At 62.2% G+C, this 17,293-nt stretch carries 19 protein-coding genes; 11 read left to right on the forward strand and 8 right to left on the reverse strand.

Annotated features, from left to right (window positions below):
* Positions 1-78 precede the first annotated feature (78 nt).
* Positions 79-327: a type II toxin-antitoxin system ParD family antitoxin gene (locus ACM5SV_RS31585; RefSeq protein ID WP_017997165.1), complete on the forward strand. Its 249-nt coding sequence runs from the start codon at positions 79-81 to the stop codon at positions 325-327.
* A gap of 6 nt (positions 328-333) precedes the next feature.
* Here the strand turns inward: ACM5SV_RS31585 and ACM5SV_RS31590 are convergent, their stop codons facing one another.
* Positions 334-1,233, reverse strand: a complete 900-nt coding sequence (locus ACM5SV_RS31590) for an NAD(P)-dependent oxidoreductase (protein ID WP_017997166.1) — start codon at positions 1,231-1,233, stop codon at positions 334-336.
* A gap of 159 nt (positions 1,234-1,392) precedes the next feature.
* On the opposite strand from ACM5SV_RS31590, the gene ACM5SV_RS31595 reads away from it, so the two are divergent.
* The 3 genes from ACM5SV_RS31595 to ACM5SV_RS31605 all read left to right on the forward strand — a co-directional run bounded on the left by ACM5SV_RS31595 (position 1,393) and on the right by ACM5SV_RS31605 (position 3,221).
* Positions 1,393-1,860: a universal stress protein gene (locus tag ACM5SV_RS31595; RefSeq protein WP_017997168.1), complete on the forward strand. Its 468-nt coding sequence runs from the start codon at positions 1,393-1,395 to the stop codon at positions 1,858-1,860.
* A gap of 120 nt (positions 1,861-1,980) precedes the next feature.
* A complete protein-coding gene (locus ACM5SV_RS31600) occupies positions 1,981-2,895 on the forward strand; it encodes a DnaJ C-terminal domain-containing protein (RefSeq protein WP_017997169.1) in 915 nt (304 codons plus the stop codon).
* A gap of 2 nt (positions 2,896-2,897) precedes the next feature.
* The gene (locus tag ACM5SV_RS31605; protein WP_026157693.1) at positions 2,898-3,221 is read left to right on the forward strand and encodes a chaperone modulator CbpM; all 324 of its coding nucleotides are present in this window, start codon (positions 2,898-2,900) and stop codon (positions 3,219-3,221) included.
* A 13-nt stretch (positions 3,222-3,234) separates the two neighbouring features.
* Here the strand turns inward: ACM5SV_RS31605 and ACM5SV_RS31610 are convergent, their stop codons facing one another.
* Genes ACM5SV_RS31610 through ACM5SV_RS31620 form a run of 3 tightly spaced genes read right to left on the reverse strand, consistent with a single transcriptional unit; the run spans position 3,235 to position 5,407 of the window.
* The gene (locus tag ACM5SV_RS31610) at positions 3,235-4,164 is read right to left on the reverse strand and encodes a phosphatidate cytidylyltransferase (protein WP_017997171.1); all 930 of its coding nucleotides are present in this window, start codon (positions 4,162-4,164) and stop codon (positions 3,235-3,237) included.
* Complete coding sequence (locus ACM5SV_RS31615; RefSeq protein ID WP_222005249.1) at positions 4,161-4,781, reverse strand: lysophospholipid acyltransferase family protein; 621 nt, start codon at positions 4,779-4,781, stop codon at positions 4,161-4,163. The genes ACM5SV_RS31610 and ACM5SV_RS31615 overlap by 4 nt, the downstream gene beginning before the upstream one ends.
* On the reverse strand, positions 4,778-5,407 hold the full coding sequence (locus ACM5SV_RS31620; protein ID WP_017997173.1) for a CDP-alcohol phosphatidyltransferase family protein: 630 nt from the start codon (positions 5,405-5,407) through the stop codon (positions 4,778-4,780). The genes ACM5SV_RS31615 and ACM5SV_RS31620 overlap by 4 nt, the downstream gene beginning before the upstream one ends.
* A 340-nt stretch (positions 5,408-5,747) precedes the next feature.
* Here ACM5SV_RS31620 and ACM5SV_RS31625 point away from each other — a divergent pair, with 340 nt between their 5' ends.
* The 6 genes from ACM5SV_RS31625 to ACM5SV_RS31650 are packed head-to-tail and all read left to right on the forward strand — an operon-like array spanning position 5,748 to position 12,980.
* Positions 5,748-6,734 carry a BMP family protein gene (locus tag ACM5SV_RS31625; protein WP_017997174.1) on the forward strand — a complete coding sequence of 329 codons (987 nt, stop codon included), beginning with the start codon at positions 5,748-5,750 and terminating at the stop codon, positions 6,732-6,734.
* A gap of 8 nt (positions 6,735-6,742) precedes the next feature.
* Positions 6,743-8,155 carry an amidase gene (locus ACM5SV_RS31630; RefSeq protein ID WP_017997175.1) on the forward strand — a complete coding sequence of 471 codons (1,413 nt, stop codon included), beginning with the start codon at positions 6,743-6,745 and terminating at the stop codon, positions 8,153-8,155.
* Positions 8,152-9,684: an ABC transporter ATP-binding protein gene (locus ACM5SV_RS31635; protein ID WP_017997176.1), complete on the forward strand. Its 1,533-nt coding sequence runs from the start codon at positions 8,152-8,154 to the stop codon at positions 9,682-9,684. Before ACM5SV_RS31630 ends, ACM5SV_RS31635 begins: the two co-directional genes overlap by 4 nt.
* On the forward strand, positions 9,674-10,723 hold the full coding sequence (locus ACM5SV_RS31640; protein ID WP_017997177.1) for an ABC transporter permease: 1,050 nt from the start codon (positions 9,674-9,676) through the stop codon (positions 10,721-10,723). Before ACM5SV_RS31635 ends, ACM5SV_RS31640 begins: the two co-directional genes overlap by 11 nt.
* Complete coding sequence (locus ACM5SV_RS31645) at positions 10,720-11,664, forward strand: ABC transporter permease (protein WP_017997178.1); 945 nt, start codon at positions 10,720-10,722, stop codon at positions 11,662-11,664. The genes ACM5SV_RS31640 and ACM5SV_RS31645 overlap by 4 nt, the downstream gene beginning before the upstream one ends.
* Positions 11,665-11,690: 26 nt before the next feature.
* A complete protein-coding gene (locus ACM5SV_RS31650; RefSeq protein ID WP_020487149.1) occupies positions 11,691-12,980 on the forward strand; it encodes an amidohydrolase family protein in 1,290 nt (429 codons plus the stop codon).
* Between the two features lie 154 nt (positions 12,981-13,134).
* Here ACM5SV_RS31650 and ACM5SV_RS31655 read toward each other — a convergent pair whose 3' ends face one another.
* The 3 genes from ACM5SV_RS31655 to ACM5SV_RS31665 all read right to left on the reverse strand — a co-directional run bounded on the left by ACM5SV_RS31655 (position 13,135) and on the right by ACM5SV_RS31665 (position 15,800).
* Positions 13,135-14,019, reverse strand: coding sequence for a protein-L-isoaspartate O-methyltransferase family protein (locus ACM5SV_RS31655; protein WP_012760075.1), 885 nt, complete (start codon positions 14,017-14,019; stop codon positions 13,135-13,137).
* A 269-nt stretch (positions 14,020-14,288) separates the two neighbouring features.
* Entirely contained in the window at positions 14,289-14,987 is a 699-nt protein-coding gene (locus ACM5SV_RS31660; RefSeq protein ID WP_017997180.1) for a ribonuclease activity regulator RraA, read from the reverse strand.
* 27 nt (positions 14,988-15,014) lie between these two features.
* Complete coding sequence (locus ACM5SV_RS31665) at positions 15,015-15,800, reverse strand: SDR family oxidoreductase (RefSeq protein WP_012760073.1); 786 nt, start codon at positions 15,798-15,800, stop codon at positions 15,015-15,017.
* A 93-nt stretch (positions 15,801-15,893) separates the two neighbouring features.
* On the opposite strand from ACM5SV_RS31665, the gene ACM5SV_RS31670 reads away from it, so the two are divergent.
* Positions 15,894-16,766 carry a LysR family transcriptional regulator gene (locus ACM5SV_RS31670; protein WP_017997181.1) on the forward strand — a complete coding sequence of 291 codons (873 nt, stop codon included), beginning with the start codon at positions 15,894-15,896 and terminating at the stop codon, positions 16,764-16,766.
* A 6-nt stretch (positions 16,767-16,772) separates the two neighbouring features.
* Here the strand turns inward: ACM5SV_RS31670 and msrA are convergent, their stop codons facing one another.
* A complete protein-coding gene (gene msrA, locus ACM5SV_RS31675) occupies positions 16,773-17,282 on the reverse strand; it encodes a peptide-methionine (S)-S-oxide reductase MsrA (protein ID WP_012760071.1) in 510 nt (169 codons plus the stop codon).
* Positions 17,283-17,293 lie beyond the last annotated feature (11 nt).

A 17,293-nucleotide genomic window follows, 5' to 3' on the forward strand; every position in this document is an offset into this window, starting at 1 on the left:
CAGGGATCAGATTCACGCTGTGAAGACTGGGTTTTTTATGTACCAAAAATTGGTATATTGGCTTAAAGGAGATTCAGGATGGCTAGAAATACGTCCATATCGCTCAGTGACCATTTCACCAGCTTCATTGATACGCAGGTTCAGGCTGGCCGCTATGGTTCAGCCAGCGACGTTATCCGGGCGGGCCTTCGCCTACTTGAAGAACACGAAGCCAAAGTGAAGGCATTGCAGGACGCCTTGATTGAAGGCGAAGAATCCGGCCCTGCCACGCCCTTCGATTTCGATGCGTTCAACGCTCGCAAACGGGCGGCGTTCGAGGCGAAATGACAGGCGTCATATTTTCTCCCGCCGCGCGATGATCTCGTCCAGCTGCCCCACGAGCACGCGATCGCCCTCGACGTCGCTCGCCATCCTGGAGAAGACATCCGCCATGCCGCGGAAGATGGTCGCGGCCGGATCATCTTCTCCAAGGAAATCGGCAATCTCCTGCATTTCGGCAACCCACCGATAGGCTTTCGGATACATGTCGGGTATGGATCCCGACAGCTTGCGATCGATGTCGGGAAGGCTTTCGGAGAGCTCGGCTTTCAGGCTTTCGGCCGCACCGGAACGCGATGCCGCAAGCAGCATGGCGGTGCCAAGGCCGACAAATCCCTTGTTGATGCCGGCATAACACATCTTCAGTGCCGAGGCGGCGCCGAGCGGTCCGTCGAGCCTGCGGATCCGCAGGCCGCAATCCTCGAGCAGCTTGCTTCGCTCCGCAATATCGCCGCTGATATAAATGGTCGGACCTGGTTTGCCGGGGCTCGGCGGCCCGCCGATGATCGCACCGTCAAGCACCTCGACGCGGCTGCTTTCGAAGCGTGCCGCCAAAGCCTGCATGGTTTTCGGCGCGATTGCGTTGAGGTCGATGAAGGGAGGCGGCGTCGGCATCCCCGACGATATGTCCGCGATGAGGTCTGCGACCTTAATCGCCTCAGCCGGCGGAACGATCGACAGGATCAGCTCGGCCTTCGTCAGCTCCTGGCGGCCGACCGGCACCATGCCGGCTGCCTTTGCCCGCGCAATCGTCCGCTCGCTCCTGCCCTCGAGGTAAGTCAGCACCGTAGCGCCGTGGTCGATCAGCCGTTTGGCGACGGCACTTCCCATCGCGCCCGATCCGATAATCGCAAAATTCGGCATGTGAACCTCAATCAATGACGTCATCAGATTAGAACTGTTGCCGATGGCCATATCGTCAACTGCGACGATTCAGCCGAAACCCCTTCCGAAGAGCCGGCCGCTTCGTGCGCGCTGCCGTTGCGGCACTTTTTCTTGATATTCGTCAATGCCGGGACGGTCGACACCGGTATGATCGGTGCTATCATTCGCATTCGAGGATATGGATTTCAAATGTATCGGACGATCATCTGCGGCATCGGCATGGGTCCCCGCCAAACGGCCAGCCGCCTTCTGCGCCGGGCTGCTGCGCTGATGGACGAAGGCGGAAGCATCGTCGTCATGCACGTCATCGAGCATATCCCGCGCCGTCACCTGACGGAGCTTCCCGAGGAATTCGAAACGACCGCCATCGTCGACGCCGAAAAGAAACTTGCATCGCTCTGCAAGGAGCTGGGAATTCCGGCGATGACCGAGGTTCGTATCGGCGTTGCCGCCTCCCTGCTCGTCTCCGTCGCAAGGGAGAAATCGGCCGATCTTATCCTGGTTTCATCCCATGTGACCGATATCACCGACTTCGTCTTCTCCTCGATAGTCGACAAGGTCGTGCGCCATGCCGGGTGCTCGGTTCTAATCGATCGACGACCCGATCCTGCGCATGAAGGCTCGGCGCCTCAAGTGGAAGACGCAGCGTTGTTCTAGTTCCGCTGCTGATTGATGAAGTCGATCACAGCAACCGGCCTCCCCTCCCCGACGGCGGTCAGACAACCTATATCATTCCCAAGCCAACCAGCAGTATTCGCTGCCCGACCGGAGATATGTATGAGCCAGGATCCCTATGAGCTTCTGGGCGTGAAGCGGGATGCGACGCAAAAGGATATTCAAAGCGCGTTCCGCAAGCTCGCCAAGAAACTTCACCCCGACCTTAACCCCGGCGACAAAAAGGCTGAGGAACGGTTCAAGCAAATTTCAGCGGCCTACGAGATCTTGAGTGATGAGGAAAAACGCGGACGCTTTGACCGCGGGGAGATCGATATAACAGGCGCCGAGCGGGCGCAGCGCAATTATTATCGCGACTACGCGTCGAAGAGCGGGCCTGGCGATCCCTACCACAACAGCGCCGGCTTTGCCGATTTCAGCGATGCCGACGATATCTTCGCCAGCTTCTTTTCACGCCGTGCCGGCGGCGGCCAGACCCGTGGTCGTGGCCGTGACCGGCAATTTTCCATGGAGGTCGACTTTCTCGAGGCCGTCAACGGCACCAGGACGGAGGTCAAGATGCCGAATGGTCCGGCGCTCGACGTACAGATCCCGCCGGGGACGCGCGACGGCCAGACCTTGCGGCTGCGCGGCAAGGGCGAGCCGGGCATCGGCGGTGGGCCGGTGGGCGATGCCTTGATCGAAATCCGTGTGCGCCCGCACCGCTTCTTTACGCGAGACGGCGACGATATCCGCCTGGAACTGCCGATCTCGCTCAGTGAGGCCGTGCTTGGTGGCAAGGTTCGCGTGCCGACGCCGTCGGGAGCGGTCAATCTGACGCTGCCGCCTCATTCGAACACGGGCAAGGTCCTGCGTCTCAAGAGCAAAGGTGTCGCAAAACGCGGCGGCGGACACGGTGACGTCTACATTTCGCTGAAGATCGTGCTGCCCGACGCCCCGGATGAGCGGCTGACGGGCTTGATGAAGGAATGGGCGACGGCAAACTCCTACGATCCGAGAGAGAACATGGAGGCTTGATCATGAATGATCTCGAATTCCGTCTTTACTTGAAAATCGACATCGTCCAGCTCGATCTCTGGATCGAACAGGGTTGGCTGATCCCGGAGATCTCAGGCGGCCAAAGGCAATTTCGTGACGCCGACGTCGCACGCGCCCGGCTGATCCTGGACCTCATGGCAAACATGGGCGTCAACGAAGCCGGCGTCGATATCGTCATGGAGCTGGTCGACGAGTTGCACGGCCTGCGGGGAACGATGGGCAAGTTGATGACCGCCATCGGCAAGCAGGAGCGGGATGTTCAGCGCCAGCTGTTCGAGAGCCTCGAGGACATGGATCGGTTTTAGACAGAACCAGCTTCTACGCGGTGAACCAATAGCGGACGATGTGGAAGAACAGCGGTGCGGCGAAGGTGATGGAGTCCAGGCGGTCGAGCACGCCGCCATGGCCCTCGATCACATAGCCCCAGTCCTTGGCATTGAGATCCCGCTTGATGGCCGAGAGCACGAAGCCGCCGAAGAAGCCCGCGACGACGATGACCGTGCTGATGGCAGCGGCCTGCAGCGGCGAGAACGGCGTCAGGCGATAAAGCAGCGTTCCCACGAGGATGGCCGAGGCGCCGCCTCCGACCAGCCCTTCGATCGTCTTCGACGGGCTGATATTCGGCGAGAAGCGGTGCTTTCCGAGGAGCTTGCCCCAGACATACTGGAAGACGTCGCTGAGCTGTACGACCACGACCAGATAGACGAGAAGAAGTGCGGACGGCGTGCCGGTCTCCAGCATGAGCAGTGCGGGAGCGTGGCTGATCGAATAGACCGTCAGCATCAATCCCCATTGCACCCTGGCGCTGCGGGCGAGGAATTCGTTGACGTCACCCGTCAAGGTCGCCACCGCCGGCAGGATCAGGAAGGCATAGACTGGGATGAAGATCGCAAACAGGCCGTACCATTCCGTTCCGAGCAGCACATAATGTAGCGGCAGCACAACGAAGAAGGACAGGAAAAGCGCCAGGTGATCGCCGCGCCGCGATGGTGTCAGCGTCCAGAATTCGCGAAGCGCCATAAAGGACAGGAATGCGAACAGGATGACCGTCGCCGTGTCGCCGAGCAAGATCGCGCCGCCGAACACCGCGACCATGATCCACCAGGAGCGGATGCGGGCGTTGAGATTTTGGACGGTGGCGACGGAGCCGGGCTCGGTCGCGCGCCGCTGCAGGATGAAACCGACCGCGGAGGCGACGGCAAGCAGGCCGAGGATCGCGGCCAGCACGATGGAGAACAGGCTGGTCATGCGTTATGCCCCCCATCTGCGAGCTCAATGACCGCAGCACGGGCACGAGCCAGGAATTCGGTCTTTTCCTCGCCTGGTTCGACGCGGAGCGGCTTGCCGAAGCGCGCCGTGCAGGTGATCGGCACGATCAGCATGCTTCCCTTCGGCAGGATGCGCTGAAGGTTGTCGAGATGGATCGGCACGAGATCGACATCCGGAAAACGGCAGGCGAGGCGATAGATGCCGCTGCGGAACGGGGCAATCTCATCGGTGGTGCTTCTCGTTCCCTCAGGAAAAATCAGGATCGAATGCCCCTCCTCGAGCAGACGCTCTACCGGAGCCAGCGGATCGCTGTCCGGCGGAGGCTTGCGGTCTATCAGGACGGCACGCAGGCATTTCTCCGCGATGAAACGGCGAAAGGCGCTGGTTCCCCAATAATCGCGCGCCGCAACCGGATGGGTCATGCGGCGCACCTGATATGGCAGGGCGGCCATGACGGCGACGGTATCGATGTGGCTGTTGTGATTGGCGAAATAGATGCGGCGGCTGGGATCGGGCGCGCAGCCCCGCCACTCGCTTCGGGCGCCGACCAGGATACGGACGAACAGCACGAGAAGGCGACGGATGAGCGCGATCATAGTCTCTCCAGGGAACGGGCAAGCGTTATCGTGCGTGTGATGCAGGTGACAAGGCTGCCGGCCGCGATGACCGCGGATGCCAAGATCAGCGACCAGTGGCTGCCTGATGCCAGCGTCTCGACGCTCTGGGCGAGGAGGCCCGCCGTCAGCACCGCCATGCGGCGCTGCTTGGCCATGATGCCGCTGAAGTCCTGGGGAAGACCGACCGATCCTCCAAAGACCCTGATATAGGCGGTGAGTGCGGCGAGCAGCGCAGCCAGCCAGCCGAGCCAGCCAAAGCCGCAGGCATAGCCAGCCGCGACGAGAAACAGGCTGTCGGCGACCCGGTCGGGGAATTCATTATAGAGCGGCCCGCTCTTGGTTTTCTTGCCGCCTTCGATCGCGACCATTCCGTCCAGCAGATTGCAGACGAGCCGCAGTTGCACCGAGATCGCGGCGCAAACCATGGCAATCGGATGTGTTGTGAAAACAATGAGCGCCGCGCCTATGCCCGCGAATACGACCGATAAAAGCGAAATGCCGTTCGGCGTCGCGCCGCTGCGCGCCAGCCACGCGCTGAGGCCGATGGCCCAGGACGACGACCGGCTCGCGATCGGTCGCCGCGAGGCGCCTTCTTCTTCCCCCATTATCATTTTCCCCAACCCCTATCCTCCCTGCATATCCTGCCAATGTCGTCGCGCCAAGTCGTAACGCCCTGTATATTCGGCCCAGGGTCTGTCGCGCTGACCCGGAAAAGCGCTTTTTTTGGAAGAGAGCCCTGACTTCTTGAGAACTTGCCGGCGTAGCGTGCCATGCCACGTCCTTTCAACTAAGCCGTGACGCTATCCGAACTCGGAAAAAATTGGCTGATGAAGACAGGCTGCACTGGGGACTGAACAGCCTGATTTTTAAGCCTGTTTGCCGCTTGACACATTTTTGGGCGCTACTATGATTTTTGAACCAAATGGTAAAAAAGGGGAACAATCAATGACCAAAGATATCCTGATTTCACGCCGGGCAGTGATCGCGTCCGGCATTGCGCTTGGGGTCAGCGGCTTTGCCCCGCTGGCAAGGGCTGCTGCGCCGCTGAAGGTTGCCGGCATCCATGCGTCGCCGGTCGAAAACGCCTGGAACTCCTGTCTGCACAAGGCGTTGCAGGACGCCGCCAAGGAAGGCGTGATCGAATATGTCTTCTCCGAAGGCGTCTCCGGCACCGATTATCCGCGCGCCATGCGCGAATATGCCGAACAGGGCAACAAGCTGATCATCGGCGAGGCCTATGCGGTGGAGAAAGAAGCCCGGCAGGTCGCGGCCGATTATCCCGATACCGCTTTCGTGCTGGGTTCGAGCGGCGAGCAGGCCGGCGACAATTTCGGCGTCTTCGGCACCTGGAACCATGACGGCGCCTATCTCGCCGGCATGCTGGCCGGCAAGATGACCAAGTCGAATGTCGTCGGTTCGGTCGGCGCCATTCCGATCCCCGAGGTCAACATGTTGATCAACGCCTTCGCAGCCGGCGTCAAGGCGGTCAATCCCGATGCCAAGCACCTGGTCTCCTTCATCGGCACCTTCTTCGATCCGCCGAAGGCCCGCGAAGCCGGTCTTGCCCAGATCGATGCCGGCGCCGACATCCTGTTCGGCGAGCGCATCGGTACTGCCGATGCCGCCAAGGAGCGCGGCATCAAGTCGGTCGGCTCGTTGATCGACTATACGCCGCGTTATCCTGACACGGTATTCGCCAACGCCATGTGGTATTTCCGCCCGATCCTGGACGCTGCGATCGCCGATGTCGCTGCCGGAAAGCCGGTCGGTAGGAACTACACGTCCTACGGCCTGATGAAGGAAGGCGGCAGCGATATCGTCTTCGTGAAGGGCGTGGCGCCCGCCGAGGCTGAGGCTGCCATGGAAGCCAAGCGGGCGGAGATCAAGGCCGGCACCTTCGAAGTTCCGAAGATGATGGACGAGCCGAAGTAATTCGGCTGATGCGTGGCGATGCGACGGATCTGGCGACAGCGATCAGGCATGGCAGCTTGAGCGCTGCAGAGGCGATGCAGGCGTCCCTTGCCGCGGCCGTGCTGCAGGAGCCGCTCGGCGCCATCGCCTATCTCGATGCCGCCATGGGCCTTGCCTCGGCCGACGACCGCGACAGTGAGCGGCGGAGCGCGCCCGATCGCTTTGCCGCGAGGCCCTTTGCCGGCGTGCCGACCTTGGCGAAGGATCTTGGCGGCCCCTTTGCCGGGCTGCCGGTAACGGCCGGTTCCGGTCTTTTCGAAAGAAAGGGCGGCGAAGCGGATTCCGATCTGGCTGCCCGTTTCCGCGACGCCGGCTTCTGTCTGTTTGGCCTGACGACGAGCCCGGAATTCGGCCTGTCGCTTGCCAGCGAACCGGCGATCGGACCGATCTGTCGCAACCCACTCGATCCGGCACGAACCGCGGGCGGCTCTTCCGGCGGTGCGGCGGCAGCGGTTGCCGCCGGGATCGTCGCGATTGCGCATGCCACCGATGCCGGCGGCTCGATCCGTGTGCCAGCCGCCTGCTGTGGCCTCGTCGGACTGAAGCCGACGCGCGGCGCCATCCCCGGCGGGCCATCCTTCGGCAACCACTTGGCCGGTATCGCAAGCGAACTCGCGGTCTGCCGTTCGGTGCAGGATATGGCGCTGATTTTCGACAGGCTGAGCGGCAAATCGCGAGGACCTTTTCCCGACCCCTCCCCTGTCGACAGCGATAACGGCCGTTTGCGGATCGGCCTGCTTGTTGATACCGGGTCGACCTATCCGACGGAGGGTGATCGGCTCGCAGCCGTCGAAGATGCGGCCCGTGCGCTCGAAAGCGACGGACACGTCATTGTTCCGCTGAACTGGGCCGAGTTCGATTGGAGCGTCGCTTCAAGCGGCCGCGCCTTCGCCGATATCGTCTCGGTCAATCTCGCAGCACTCATGAAGGCGGCGGCTCTCGATGAAGGCAGGGCCGAGCCTCTGACGCAGGCTTTCGCGGCGCGCGGACGAGCGCTGTCGGCCACCATGCTTTGGAACACGCTGAGCGAGGCCGTCCTGGTGAGCGGTAACCTTTGGGCGCTGTTCGACACGGTCGATTGCATCCTCATGCCGATGCTGTCTTCCGCGCCTCTTGCGATTGGCTCCTTTCCGTCCGATCATGCCGACACGGATCTGCATCTCGAGCGGATGACGGCATTTGCGCCGCTTGCCTGCCTCGCCAATATTTCGGGTTTTCCTGCTTTGACACTGCCTTTCGGACAGGATGAGCATGCCATGCCGCTGCCGGTGCAGATCATGGCGCCGATGGGTCACGAGCCGCGCCTCCTGTCGCTTGCCGGGCGCCTGGAGGCCGAGGGGCGATGGCAGCATCGTTTTCCCGTTACAGGACTACCGTCATGACCGGGCCTGTGCTGGAAATTATCGGCGTCAGCAAGCGCTTCGGCGACAATCTTGCCAATGACGATATTTCCATGACGCTTGCAAAGGGCGAGGTCGTGGCCCTGCTCGGCGAGAACGGCGCGGGCAAGACCACGCTGATGAGCATCCTTTTCGGCCATTACATGCCGGATGCCGGCCGCATTCTGATCGAGGGCACGGAGGTGCCGCAGGGCAAGCCGCGTGCGGCGATCCGCGCCGGCGTCGGCATGGTGCATCAGCATTTCTCGCTGGCGCCCAATCTGACCGTCCTCGAAAATGTCATGACCGGCACCGAAAGGCTGTGGTCCTGGCGCTCGGGAACGTCGGCGGCGCGGAAGAAACTCTTGGCAATTTCCGAGCGCTTCGGCCTCAAGGTCGATCCGGATGCCCGCCTTGGCGACTTGTCGGTCGGCGAGCAGCAGCGCGTCGAGATCCTCAAGGCGCTCTATAACGACGCCCGCATCCTGATCCTCGACGAGCCGACGGCGGTGCTGACCAATATCGAGGCCGAACGGCTGTTCACGACGCTAAGGGAAATGGCCCGCCAGGGCCTGTCGCTGATCTTCATCTCCCACAAGCTGGACGAAGTCATGGCGGCGGCCGACCGCATCGTGGTCTTACGCGGCGGCAAGATGGTCGCCGAACGCAAGGCGTCGGACACCAGCAAGGCGGAACTCGCCGAACTGATGGTCGGGCGCCGCGTGACGCGGCCCGTACGCGAGCCTTCCACACCCGGTGCCGTTGCCCTCGAAGCGGTCGATGTGACGGTGCGTATCGACGGCGTCGATCGATTGAAATCGATCAGCTTCCGCCTGCATCAGGGCGAGATCCTCGGCATCATCGGCGTTTCCGGCAATGGTCAGGCGGCACTGGCGCATCTTCTTTCCGGCATACTGTCGCGCAGCGCCGGCGACCTTCTGCTGTTCGGGAAAGCCATCGGCAATCTTGGTGTTACCGATGTCGTCGAAGCCGGCATCGGCCGCATTCCCGAGGACCGCAACGAGGAGGGTGTGATCGGCGAAATGGCGATCTGGGAAAACGCCGTGCTCGAGCGCATCGCATCGCCGGCGTTTTCTCGCCGTGGCCTCGTCAACCGCAAGGCGGGCATGGCCTTCGCGAAGGAGATTATCGACGGCTTCGATGTCCGCGGCGGTGGGCCGGCGATCCGCACCCGGCTGCTCTCCGGCGGCAATATGCAAAAACTCATTCTCGGCCGCAACCTGCATCGGCGGCCGCGCATCCTGATCGCGGCGCAGCCCGCGCGTGGCCTCGATGAGGGAGCGGTGGCGGCCGTGCACGCTCGTCTGCTCGAAGCCCGCCGGCAGGGCACGGCCGTGCTGCTGATCTCCGAAGACCTCGACGAGATGATCGCGCTTGCCGATCGCATACAGGCAATCGTCGGCGGCCGCCTGTCCCCGCCCGTCGCGGCCGAAAGCGCCGATGCCCGCAGGCTGGGGTTGATGATGGCCGGCGAATGGCAGGAAACCCCAGAGGCCGGCCATGCGATTTGAGCGCCGCGAACACGGTCCGCTTTACCTGCTGATCGTCACCCCTGTGATCGCGGTCATCGCAGCGCTGGCGCTGGCTGGCATCCTGATATCAATCGCCGGCGCGCCTGTTCTCGATGCCTATTGGCGCATCCTGACCGGTGCTTTCGGCTCGCGGCTGTCAGCGACCGAAACGCTGACGCGGGCAACGCCGCTGATGCTGACGGGGCTTGCCGCCGCCGTCGCTTTCCGGGCGCGGCTCTGGAATATCGGCGCTGAAGGCCAGTTCTATCTCGGCGCCATCGCCGTTGCCGCGGCAAGCTCGAAATTGCTCGGCAATCTTCCCGCACCTATCCTCATTCCGCTACTGCTGCTGGTCGGCGCCATTGCCGGCATGGTGCTGATCCTGATCCCGCTCTGGCTCAGGCTGCGCTTCTCGGTCGATGAAGTCGTCACCAGCCTGCTCCTGAATTTCATCGCCGTGCTCTTCGTCTCGATGCTCATCGACGGCATCCTCAAAGACCCGCTCGCCTTCGGCTGGCCGCAGTCGCAATCCGTCAGCGATCACGCCATGCTGCCCAAGCTGATCGCCCGCTCGCGCCTGCATATCGGCTTTGCGATCGCGATCGCACTGGCGGTCGTCGTCCATTTCGTCCAGTCCCGCACCGTGTTCGGCATGCAGTCGCGCGCTGCGGGCCTCAATCCCGGAGGTGCAGTCTTCGCCGGCGTCCCGCTCGGCAGGACGCTGGTGAAGGTTGCCTGCCTTTCGGGCGGGCTTGCAGGGTTGGCGGGCGCGATCGAGGTCATGGGCGTCAAGGGTTATGTGACGACCGATCTGTCGCCCGGCTTCGGATATGCCGGTATCGTTGTCGCCATGCTCGCCAACCTCAATCCGCTCGGCGTCGTCTTCGCCGCCATTTTCACGGCCACCATGTTCGTGGGCGCGGATGGCATGAGCCGCGGCCTCGCCATCCCGACCTATATCGCCGATGTCACGGTGGCGCTGTCGCTGCTGACGATGCTGATTGCCTTGTTCTTTACCCAATACAGGATCCGGCGATGATGCAGCTGTTCGACATCATTGCTTCCGCCGGGCTCTGGGCGGCAATCCTGCGGATCGCCACGCCGCTGATTTTCGGCACGCTCGGCGCCCTGCTTTGCGAACGGGCCGGTGTGCTCAATCTCGGCATCGAAGGCATCATGACCTTCGGCGCGATGATTGGCTGGCTTTCCGTCTATCACGGCGCCGATCTCTGGACCGGCCTGCTGATTGCGGCGCTGGCCGGCGGCGTCTTCGGTCTGCTGCATGCAGGCCTGACGGTGACGCTCGGCCTCTCCCAGCACGTCTCCGGTCTCGGCGTCACGCTGTTTGCCTCCAGCTTCAGCTACTATGTCTTCCGGTTGATCGTGCCGCTTGCCAATACCCCACCCACCATCGTGCCGTTCCAGCCGATCGCCATTCCGGGTCTCTCGACGCTGCCTTTCATCGGGCCGGCCTTCTTCACCCAGACGGCGCCGACCTATCTGGCGATCATTATCGCCCTGCTGATGGCCTACATCATCTTCCGCACGCCCGTCGGCCTTGCAATCCGCATGACCGGCGAGAACCCGCATGCGGCCGAAGCCCAGGGCGTCAATCCGATGAAGGTGCGTTATGGCGCCGTCATCATGGGAAGCGCGCTGATGGGAATGGGCGGCGCCTTCCTGACATTGTCGGCGTTCAACAGCTTTTTCCCGACCATGGTGCAGGGGCGTGGCTGGATCTGCATCGCGCTCGTCGTCTTCGCTTCGTGGCGGCCGGGCCGCGCGCTGTTCGGCGCCCTGCTCTTTGCCTTCTTCGACGCCTTCCAGCTTCGGCTGCAAACCGCACTCAGCGGGCTCGTGCCTTATCAGCTGTTTCTGATGACGCCCTATATCCTTTCCATTGCCGCCCTTGCCGTCATGGCCCGCCGCGCCCGCGTTCCGCAGGCACTGATGCAGCCCTATCGCCGCGGCGAACGATGAAACCGCCCACACTCAATGAGGCTCCGATGTTCGATCTGATCGTCAGAAATGCAAATCTCCCCGATGGCCGAAAGGGTATTGATATTGGCATCCAGGGCGGCAAGATCGTTGCCATTGAGAGTAATCTCCAGGCGCAGGCGGGAGAAGAAATCGACGCGACCGGCCGGCTGGTCAGTCCGCCTTTTGTCGATCCGCATTTCCATATGGACGCCACCCTATCGCTCGGCCTGCCGCGCATGAACGTGTCCGGCACCCTGCTCGAAGGCATTGCGCTCTGGGGGGAGCTGCGCCCGATCGTGACGAAGGAGGAACTGGTCGATCGCGCGCTGCGCTATTGCGATCTGGCGGTCACGCAGGGCCTGCTCTTCATCCGCAGCCATGTCGATACCAGTGATCCCAGGCTGGTGACCGTCGAGGCGATGATCGAGGTTCGCGAAAAGGTAGCGCCCTATATCGATCTGCAATTGGTCGCCTTCCCTCAGGACGGCTATTACCGCTCGCCGGGCGCGATCGATGCGCTGAACCGGGCCCTCGACATGGGCGTCGATATCGTCGGCGGCATTCCCCATTTCGAACGGACGATGGGCGAAGGCACGGCGTCCGTCGAGGCGCTCTGCCGCATCGCCGCCGATCGCGGCCTGCCTGTCGATATCCATTGCGACGAAACCGACGATCCGCTTTCGCGCCATATCGAGACGCTGGCTGCTGAAACCATCCGCTTCGGCTTGCAGGGGCGCGTTGCCGGCTCGCATCTGACCTCGATGCATTCGATGGACAATTATTATGTCTCCAAGCTCATTCCGCTAATGGCGGAGGCCGAGATCAACGTCATCCCCAATCCGCTGATCAACATCATGCTGCAGGGCCGGCACGACACCTATCCGAAACGCCGTGGCATGACCCGCGTTAGGGAATTGATGGACGCCGGGCTCAACGTGTCCTTCGGGCACGATTGCGTCATGGACCCCTGGTATTCGATGGGATCGGGCGACATGCTGGAGGTCGGCCATATGGCAATTCACGTCGCGCAGATGGCCGGCATCGACGACAAAAAGAGGATCTTCGACGCACTGACCGTCAATTCGGCGAAGACGATGGGGCTTGCAGATTACGGCTTGGAAAAGGGATGCAACGCCGACCTCGTCATCCTCCAGGCCAGCGACACGCTGGAAGCGCTGCGGCTGAAGCCGAACCGCTTGGCGGTCATCCGCCGCGGCAAGGTCATCGCCCGCTCGGCGCCGCGCATCGGCGAGCTTTTCCTCGACGGACGCCCGGCACGGATCGACGGCGGGTTGGATTACGTGCCTCGTTATTGAGATGCTGCGGAGGCTTTCCGGCTTACCGGAGGAGCTTCCATCTGCGCCAAAACAAAAGGGCCGCGAAGGCGACAGAAAATCCCTGGAAAATCAGAGCTTCCGGTACTGTCGCGGAATTTAGGAATTACGCGACGGTATGATGCCGAACCGTCTCCTAAGCATAGGCTAGGCACCAGCCGGGAGCGCGAACCCAACATCGCTCGACCGGCACCTCATCAGTACGATACAGCCGGGTCACCCGCTTGTGCTCCCCGCTTTCGAACGCCGCCGCGAGCGCTTTTTCCGATTCCTCATCGCGCATTCCTTCACAGGGGAAGATGGCGACCGGCGAAATCCATTGCGCGTGAAATTCCTCACCCCTGCGCATCACGAGGAACACCGCACCGCGAAGGTGCATGTTGCTCCAATTGCTGCTGGTAAATCCAAGATCGGTCGTAAGCGGTAGGATCAGCCTTCCGCCATTATTGAGCCGGTCCAGCCAGATATTCGCGGGCCGGGTCGCGCCCGCGTTCACATAGATCACATCGGCTGTATCGAAAGCCACGGAACTGCCATCGCCCGGAACTACGGAAACATTCGGATAGGGAGCGAGATTTGCTTTCGCGCGTGCGGCAAGCTCCGGCTCGAACTCGATCGCCGTCACCTTGCCGGATGCGCCAACGAGTTTCGCCATGATCGCAGAATAGTAGCCGGCACCAGCGCCAACATGCACGATATGCTCGCCCGCTCGCGGCGCAGCCTGCGAAAGCAGGAAGGCATGAAGTGACGGTTGTCCGTTGTTGATGTGGCGCTCAGGGACGATACCAACAACGTCATCCGTGTAGAGGTAAACCGGGTCGGCGGCCGGGGTCGGAACATAGGCTTTTCGCATTCGGAAGATCGGCCACGGACCGGGACCAAGGAAATCTTCCCGCGGCACTTCGGCAAAAGCTGTTTCAACACGCTCATCGGCAACTCTCGCAGCCGCCGTGATCTGCTTCGCATAAGCTCGCCGCACGATCTTCATTTCATCAGGTGTCATCGGCAGAACCGACTCCATGGATTCCTGTCGCGAAAGTCCCGAAACATGTGACAGATATGATCCAAGTCAATGTCGACCTGCAAAGTCCGCTCTAGGCGTCCTCGCCTCCTGCCATGAACGGCCGAGATGGGGTCGGAGCCGGCCGTTCAAATGTTGCAAAAATCCTAAGTTCGCGACAAAAATCGCCACCGCAGAAAAATCGGGGAAATTTCTGTCGCAAAGCAATTCACGTTGGGTTACGGGCTGGGCGAAACCGTGCCCACTACAATCCGCCCTGGCCCGGTGCTTTACTTCTTCGAGGCCTCGTAAAGCGCCTTGGTTTCGGCGTTCATCGGGTAGAGGCCGGGCAGCGATACGCCTTCATCGATCCTGGTCATGATCCAGGCTTCCATGCGCTCCTGTTCCGGCGCTTCTGTCAGCACGACGTCGAGCAGATCGGCTGGGATCAGCACCGCGCCGTCCTGGTCGACGACGATGATGTCGTCAGGGAAAACAGCCACGCCGCCGCAGCCGATCGGCTGCTGCCAGGCGACGAAGGTAAGGCCGGCGACCGATGGGGGTGCTGCGACGCCGCGGCACCAGACCGGCAGATTGGTGTCGAGCACGCCGGCAAGGTCGCGCACGACGCCGTCGGTGACGAGTGCGGCAACGCCTCTCTTCTGCATGCGGGCGCAGAGGATATCGCCGAAGATGCCGGCATCGGTGACGCCCATCGCGTCGACGACGGCGACACAGCCTTCCGGCATCGCTTCGATCGCGGCGCGGGTCGAGATCGGCGAGGCCCAGGATGCCGGCGTCGCCAGATCTTCGCGGGCCGGAACGAAGCGCAGGGTGAAGGCCGGGCCGACGATGCGCGGCTGGCCGGGCTTCAGGGGAACGGCGCCGCGGATCCAGACGTTCCGCAGGCCCTTCTTCAGAAGAACGGTCGTCAGGGTCGCCGTCGAGACGGTCTTGAGAGTTGCTATCGCTTCAGCGTTGAGGGCCATCGGTATTCGGTTCCAATTCGGTTTCTGTCAGATGCTCTGGATCATGCCGCCATCGACGCGGATCACCGATCCGGTGAGATAGGAGGCAGGTTCGCTCGCCAGGAAGGTGACGACATTGCCATATTCTTCCGGCCGGCCATAGCGGCCGAGCGGAATGCTGCCGGTGCTTTCTGCGACGACGTCATCGATGGAGCGGCTTTCGCGTTTGGCCTTCTGCTCGTCGAGGAAGGTGATGCGGCCGGTGGCGATCCGGCCCGGCAGGACGATGTTGACGGTGATGCCGTCGCGTCCGACCTCGCGCGCCAGCGTTTTCGACCAGCCGACCAATGACAGGCGCAACGCGTTGGAGAGGCCGAGATTGGGGATCGGCGCGACCACGCCCGACGAGGTCGAGGTGACGATGCGCCCCCATTTGCGCGCCCGCATCTCAGGCAGCACGCGATCGGTAATGGCGATGACGGAGAGGACCATGCTTTGGAAATACTGGTTCCAGAGCGTCGGATCCTGGCCGGAGACGGTGGTCGGCGGCGGGCCGCCGGTATTGTTGATGAGGATATCGACCGGTCCGAACTGGCGCTCGATTGCAGCGACACGCGCATCGATCGATCCGAGATCGGAGAGATCCCATTGCAGCGCCAGCGCCTTACCGCCTTCGGATTCAACCGAAGCCGCGGTCTTCTCAGCGGCGGCGAGATCTATATCCGCTGCGGCAATTCTGGCGCCTTCGCGCGCAAGTTTGACGGCAATCGCGCTGCCCAGTCCGCCGCCGGCGCCAAGCACCAGGGCCGTCTTGTCCTTCAGGCCGAAATCCATTTCATCTCCTCATATGGTCGGGCCATCTTTCGGAGCAATGGATCGTAAATAAAATATCGCTTCTGCTTCGTTCAAGAGATAGAAAAACTATCGATGGACACACGTTTTCTCGAAACTTTCATTGTCGTTGCCGAGCGGCACTCGCTGGCGGAGGCCGCCCAGCGGCTGAACCTCACGCCTGCGGCTGTTGCCCAGCGTATCCGCGCATTGGAGGCCGAGCTCGGGATGAGGCTGCTGGTGCGCTCCGGCCGCGTCATGCGGCCGACGGAGGCGGGATTTGCCATTCTCGACCGCTGCAGGGATCTGGTGCGCGACACACGCGACCTGAAGGCGATGGCCGGTACGGCGACGATTTCGGGCGAGATGCGGATCGGTGCGATCAATACGGCGCTGACCGGCCTCGTTCCCGACATTCTCCACCGTCTCGCCCAGGATTACCCGCTGATCGAGATCTTCCTCAAGCCGGGCGCGTCGATGGACCTCTATGCCGAGGTTTTAAACGGCGCGCTGGATGCGGCCTTCATCATCGAGCCGCGATTTCCGATGCAGAAGACGCTGACTTTCAACAAACTGCGCCAGGAACCGCTGGTGCTGATCGCTCCGCGGGATTGCGAAGGGGCGGATCCGCTCGAACTGCTGCAGACCCTGCCCTTCATCCGCTACGACCGCAACCAGTGGGGTGGCCACATCGCCGACGAGTATCTGCGCGAGATCGGCATCCGCCCGGTCGAGCGTTATGAGCTCGACGCGCTGGAGGCAATCGCGGTGATGGTGGACCGCGGTCTCGGAATCTCGATCGTGCCGGATTGGGCGCCGCCCTGGCCGGCTGGCCTTGATATCCTCAAGCTGCCCCTGCCCCGCTCGTCCGCCGTGCGCACCGTCGGCATCGTGGTGACGCGATCCTCGCCGAGGACAAATCTCGTCGCCGCGCTTCTGGAAACCAGCCGCGCGGCGATGGGAGCCTGATCAATTTCAGGCGATCTTCTGGCGGACCGGCAGTTTCCAGCCGGGCCGGACGAAATGGCAGGTATAGCCGTTCGGAATCCGCTCCAGATAATCCTGATGCTCGGGTTCGGCTTCCCAGAAATCGCTGACCGGCACGACTTCGGTGACGACCTTGCCGGGCCAGAGGCCCGATGCATCGACATCGGCGATCGTATCTCTGGCGACGCGCTCCTGCTCAGGGGTGACGTAGAAGATTGCCGAGCGGTAGCTCAAGCCGACGTCGTTGCCCTGGCGGTTGCGCGTGCTCGGGTCGTGGATCTGGAAGAAGAATTCGAGGATTTCCCGATAGCTGATCCTTGCGGGGTCGAAGATAATCTCGATCGCCTCGGCATGGGTTCCGTGGTTGCGGTAGGTGGCATTCGGCACATCGCCGCCGGTATAGCCGACGCGGGTCGAAATCACGCCCTTGTATCGGCGGATGAGGTCCTGCATGCCCCAGAAGCAACCACCGGCGAGGACTGCACGTTCTTCGGTCATTGGATATCTCC

The sequence above is a fragment of the Rhizobium sp. CRRU65 genome, assembly GCF_048551595.1.
GTDB classification, from domain to species: Bacteria; Pseudomonadota; Alphaproteobacteria; order Rhizobiales; family Rhizobiaceae; genus Rhizobium; species Rhizobium leguminosarum_J.

What these genes read in the sequence shown, in the direction of transcription:
- ACM5SV_RS31625 (WP_017997174.1), top strand. Translation starts at nt 5,748, where the DNA reads ATGACCAAAGATATCCTGATTTCACGCCGGGCAGTGATCGCGTCCGGC.
- ACM5SV_RS31600 (WP_017997169.1), top strand. Translation starts at nt 1,981, where the DNA reads ATGAGCCAGGATCCCTATGAGCTTCTGGGCGTGAAGCGGGATGCGACG.
- ACM5SV_RS31595 (WP_017997168.1), top strand. Translation starts at nt 1,393, where the DNA reads ATGTATCGGACGATCATCTGCGGCATCGGCATGGGTCCCCGCCAAACG.
- ACM5SV_RS31645 (WP_017997178.1), top strand. Translation starts at nt 10,720, where the DNA reads ATGATGCAGCTGTTCGACATCATTGCTTCCGCCGGGCTCTGGGCGGCA.
- ACM5SV_RS31660 (WP_017997180.1), bottom strand. Translation starts at nt 14,987, where the DNA reads ATGGCCCTCAACGCTGAAGCGATAGCAACTCTCAAGACCGTCTCGACG.
- ACM5SV_RS31670 (WP_017997181.1), top strand. Translation starts at nt 15,894, where the DNA reads ATGGACACACGTTTTCTCGAAACTTTCATTGTCGTTGCCGAGCGGCAC.
- ACM5SV_RS31630 (WP_017997175.1), top strand. Translation starts at nt 6,743, where the DNA reads ATGCGTGGCGATGCGACGGATCTGGCGACAGCGATCAGGCATGGCAGC.
- ACM5SV_RS31650 (WP_020487149.1), top strand. Translation starts at nt 11,691, where the DNA reads ATGTTCGATCTGATCGTCAGAAATGCAAATCTCCCCGATGGCCGAAAG.
- ACM5SV_RS31590 (WP_017997166.1), bottom strand. Translation starts at nt 1,233, where the DNA reads ATGGCCATCGGCAACAGTTCTAATCTGATGACGTCATTGATTGAGGTT.
- ACM5SV_RS31655 (WP_012760075.1), bottom strand. Translation starts at nt 14,019, where the DNA reads ATGGAGTCGGTTCTGCCGATGACACCTGATGAAATGAAGATCGTGCGG.
- ACM5SV_RS31605 (WP_026157693.1), top strand. Translation starts at nt 2,898, where the DNA reads ATGAATGATCTCGAATTCCGTCTTTACTTGAAAATCGACATCGTCCAG.
- ACM5SV_RS31665 (WP_012760073.1), bottom strand. Translation starts at nt 15,800, where the DNA reads ATGGATTTCGGCCTGAAGGACAAGACGGCCCTGGTGCTTGGCGCCGGC.
- ACM5SV_RS31615 (WP_222005249.1), bottom strand. Translation starts at nt 4,781, where the DNA reads ATGATCGCGCTCATCCGTCGCCTTCTCGTGCTGTTCGTCCGTATCCTG.
- ACM5SV_RS31610 (WP_017997171.1), bottom strand. Translation starts at nt 4,164, where the DNA reads ATGACCAGCCTGTTCTCCATCGTGCTGGCCGCGATCCTCGGCCTGCTT.
- ACM5SV_RS31620 (WP_017997173.1), bottom strand. Translation starts at nt 5,407, where the DNA reads ATGGGGGAAGAAGAAGGCGCCTCGCGGCGACCGATCGCGAGCCGGTCG.
- msrA (WP_012760071.1), bottom strand. Translation starts at nt 17,282, where the DNA reads ATGACCGAAGAACGTGCAGTCCTCGCCGGTGGTTGCTTCTGGGGCATG.
- ACM5SV_RS31585 (WP_017997165.1), top strand. Translation starts at nt 79, where the DNA reads ATGGCTAGAAATACGTCCATATCGCTCAGTGACCATTTCACCAGCTTC.
- ACM5SV_RS31635 (WP_017997176.1), top strand. Translation starts at nt 8,152, where the DNA reads ATGACCGGGCCTGTGCTGGAAATTATCGGCGTCAGCAAGCGCTTCGGC.
- ACM5SV_RS31640 (WP_017997177.1), top strand. Translation starts at nt 9,674, where the DNA reads ATGCGATTTGAGCGCCGCGAACACGGTCCGCTTTACCTGCTGATCGTC.